This window comes from Bacillus sp. JJ664, from assembly GCF_036962205.1.
In the GTDB taxonomy this organism is placed as follows: Bacteria; Bacillota; Bacilli; order Bacillales; family Bacillaceae_G; genus Gottfriedia.
In genome coordinates this window covers 1-3,116 of the sequence record NZ_JBALMS010000170.1, presented here as the reverse complement: position 1 = coordinate 3,116, position 3,116 = coordinate 1, and the positions used below count along the sequence as shown (strand labels likewise).

2 protein-coding genes are annotated in these 3,116 nt (G+C 28.3%); one reads left to right on the top strand and one right to left on the bottom strand.

Translation table 11 applies throughout. The annotated features are described in order from the left end of the window. Positions 1 to 214 precede the first annotated feature (214 nt). Positions 215 to 1,588, bottom strand: a complete 1,374-nt coding sequence (locus V7056_RS19370) for an MrcB family domain-containing protein (RefSeq protein ID WP_499704029.1) — start codon at positions 1,586 to 1,588, stop codon at positions 215 to 217. A 628-nt stretch (positions 1,589 to 2,216) separates the two neighbouring features. Between V7056_RS19370 and V7056_RS19365 the strand changes: the two genes are divergently transcribed. Next, the gene (locus tag V7056_RS19365; RefSeq protein WP_499704028.1) at positions 2,217 to 3,065 is read left to right on the top strand and encodes a hypothetical protein; all 849 of its coding nucleotides are present in this window, start codon (positions 2,217 to 2,219) and stop codon (positions 3,063 to 3,065) included. Positions 3,066 to 3,116: the final 51 nt, after the last annotated feature.

Below are 3,116 nucleotides of genomic sequence, written 5' to 3'. Positions count from 1 at the left end.
TCAACAATAAATTTTAATTACCAAAAATAATATAATAACAATTATAAAGTAGAAATTTTCAAAAAACTATAAAAAAAGTATTATTTGGTTATACCAACCCATTTGGGAAAAAGGTTCTATTGTTAAAATGACATTCTACAAAAATTTGAATTTTATTTCTTTTGTTTTTAAGTAAAAAAAGGCACCTATTATTGCAGGTACCTTTTAACAACTTTTAAATATTTTTTTCAAAACTACATTTAAAAAGAATTGGTCGTTTATTTATCAGATCTCCTTTTGGCGAATCTTCAAACGGATTAATGACATCAAAAAACCTCTGCTTTTCAAATCCAACATATTCAACAAAAGCTAAATAATATTTCTCACGTTTTTCCATTCCAACATTTAACTCTCGTTCAGTTAAAAAGAAATCAAAAGTATTTTTCCCACCTAACGAACTCCCCTTTACCTCAATAAATTTTTCAACAAGATCTCCATACAGGTCAATATCAACACTTAAAATATCGTACCCTAATCCATCTTTTTCTTTTGAAACATGTTTAACTTTATCTACAAGATCTTCTCTCCCCATACTCATTAGTCTTTCGATTTCAGAGTTAAACACAAATTCCTCAGCAGCTTTACCAACTTTACTATTGTGTTCTGCCTTCGCAGCAAGTAATTTCAAATGAGTTTCAGGATCTATAGTGGAGTAATTATTTCCACCCTTCTTCTTAACAGACTTCTTCTTATCATCAGTTGTATTTTCATCTGATGGTTCCATCATTTGCTTTTCTAAAACTTCAAAATACTCTTCGAACACAAAATCATAAAACAGATCTAATAATAAATTTACATCTTCTTCAAGTTGCATCTTTTCAATATCCGTAATTAGATATTTCTTAGAAACAATAACTGACTTTTCATAATCTGCTGCAACCGTACCTGAAGTTTCTCCTAAATCTATTGAACCAGGTTGGATCCCAGCATATCGTTTATCCCCTTCAATTGCTTCCATTATTTTTTTTGCAGGTATTTCAGCCATTGATTCTAATTTACTTACTTCTTTATCTGAAACCGCATATGCTATTGATAAATAAGCATATGCGCCTTTTGAATCAAATAAAAGCACAACATAAACACCAGAACTAAAACCATGTTTCGATATTCTATTATCCCGAATACCAACCCACACACTTCTGGCCGCATTACCTTGACCAACTGATCCTTGTACAACTAAATTGCTGTTAAACGGATGCTCGTCTACAACACCTTTAAATGTATTTACTAGACCAACAGTTATTCCTTGCCCAACAACCCCATTAACCACACCTTTTCCGTTCTCTATAAAAGCTGGAATAGCTACTGGAAAAAGTCTGAGATTATCAAAACTCGACCCACTTTGAGTTAAATCGTTAATTGCCCCCAGAAAACTTTCTAGAGTATTTTTCGGCCACACGTCCTTTAAAAATAAACTTGTTAATGTATTTCTAGAAATATTCATTCTTGCAGCAACGTCACCTTTTTTTAAAATACTACTATTTAAAAACTCTTCTATAAAATTCCCTATGTGAATATTTGAATGTTTAATATCTTTTAAACCCACCATTGCAAATCCCTCCTTTGTTTGTAAAATGAATAATACAACTATACATTAACTACATCTATAGATACGTTAAACCAACTTCCTTTAATTGCACAAATATTATTATATAAACATTGATATAATAATATTTTTATTAATTTAGTTATTATAAATTTTAATGTTTTTTTGCACATTTCACAACTTAAACATTTTGAAGATAGAATATAAAACAACGGCTTGGAGAAAAAATAACAACTTAAATAGAATTACTTCTTACAACAGTGAATTTTTTTTGGTTATATCTGATAATGTGAAAGAAATCGGAGGGTTGAGCGATATTCGAACTATGAGAAGGTATATTCAAATGGATGTAGATCATTGAGGAAAAGCCATGATTCATTTTCTCCTGGGATGAGTATAGTTAAAAGAAATATAAATTAAAAAATATCTAAAACAAAACCACTATTGGAATGGTGGTTTTGTTTTTTATAAAAATATAAAAGGGAAATAGCAAATTAATGAATAAAATTTATACAAGAATTAATTTATTACTTTTTTATACGACTAAAGTTCATTCGTGTTGATTTTAACAGCGAAACAACCGATATAATCATTAATTAATGCCTAGATAAAATAATGACAAGGTGATTACATGAAAACAAATATCTATTTTGATGCTTCAATTAAAAAAGGGATTTATAAATTTGTGTTTGGATTTAATAAAGTTAAAATAACTTCATTAGAACACCATGAAAAAGGGTTTATCTTTAGTTATAAAGATGAATCGATTAAATTAAAAATGTACTTTATTGGAAAAACTGCTAAGTATTTAAAAGATATATTATCTTTTGATAATGTAGATAGAAGACTATCAAATGGTAATTTTTCTATTCAAAAGAGTGGTAATGAATCATTTAGCTTCCAACTATATTTTGAACCATCACTAATTTTACAACACGATTTTAGTAATAGTTCTTTTATTCTTACTAATAAAGGAACTATGAATCCTGATACTATATATTTAATAAAGTTAAGCTATTCAAAAGAACAGTTAGTATCTTTGAAAAATATTGCACTTGGCGGTTTAACAAAGCAAACCACACAAAAACAAGAAGTTGTTACTAAAATTAGTGAAGTTCCAATCGAGCAAATCAATTCTATTAAGAAGAAAAAGAAAAAAACTAAACCGAATCCTAATCCACCATCGCCATCATTTAAAAGAGTAACTACAAGAGATTTAATCGATTCAATTAAAAAGTATGAAGAAATGTTGAAAGTAAAGGAAAAGAATAATACGGAAACAAATGAATTTAACGATAGAATATTAAAATCAAAGGGAATTTATTTAGCAAATCCACATGCATTTAGAATATGTAATAACTGTGTAAATTTTAATAGTAGCAAGTGTACGGTCCACTCTTTGAAACTATCAAAAAATCATTCTTGTAGAAAATTCTACGGCTATAAAACTTATTTAGGTGGGGCATTCTCACCAAGATAAATAATTGCAAAACCGTACATTAAATGCTTTTATTTTCAAATGAATAAAATA

Coding starts and splice junctions, on each gene's coding strand:
- V7056_RS19370 (WP_499704029.1), bottom strand. CDS start 1,588: ATGGTGGGTTTAAAAGATATTAAACATTCAAATATTCACATAGGGAAT.
- V7056_RS19365 (WP_499704028.1), top strand. CDS start 2,217: ATGAAAACAAATATCTATTTTGATGCTTCAATTAAAAAAGGGATTTAT.